1 protein-coding gene is annotated in these 569 nt (G+C 64.0%); it reads left to right on the top strand.

The window, feature by feature from the left end:
- The coding region (locus NOV72_RS31785; RefSeq protein WP_216858904.1) for an electron transfer flavoprotein subunit alpha/FixB family protein at positions 1 to 569 on the top strand (569 nt) is incomplete at both ends.

Raw genomic sequence — 569 nt, 5'->3', positions numbered from 1 at the left:
GTCGATAGCGCCGACACCTTCGAGCGTCCGATCTACGCGGGCAACGCGATTGCGACGGTGCAATCGAGCGATCCGGTCAAGGTGATCACGGTTCGCGCGACGGGCTTCGACGCAGCGGCCGCAGAAGGCGGAAGCGCTGCGGTCGAAAAGATCGAAGCCGCCGCCGACGCGGGCATCTCGCAGTTCGTGAGCCGCGAAGTGACGAAGCTGGATCGTCCGGAATTGACGAGCGCGCACATCATCGTGTCGGGCGGACGCGGGCTTGGCAGCGGCGAGAACTACACGAAGACGCTCGAACCGCTCGCGGACAAGCTCAACGCGGCGCTGGGCGCATCGCGCGCGGCCGTCGATGCGGGTTACGTGCCGAACGACTATCAGGTCGGTCAAACCGGCAAGATCGTCGCGCCGCAACTGTATGTGGCCGTCGGCATTTCGGGCGCGATTCAGCATCTCGCGGGCATGAAAGACTCGAAGGTCATCGTCGCGATCAACAAGGATCCGGAAGCGCCGATCTTCAGCGTGGCCGATTACAGTCTCGTCGGCGATCTGTTCACGGTCGTGCCGGAACT

This window comes from Caballeronia novacaledonica (assembly GCF_900258035.1).
In the GTDB taxonomy this organism is placed as follows: domain Bacteria; phylum Pseudomonadota; class Gammaproteobacteria; order Burkholderiales; family Burkholderiaceae; genus Caballeronia; species Caballeronia novacaledonica.
The sequence above is the reverse complement of the archived record's forward strand: the minus strand, read 5'-3'. Positions and strand labels throughout refer to the sequence as shown.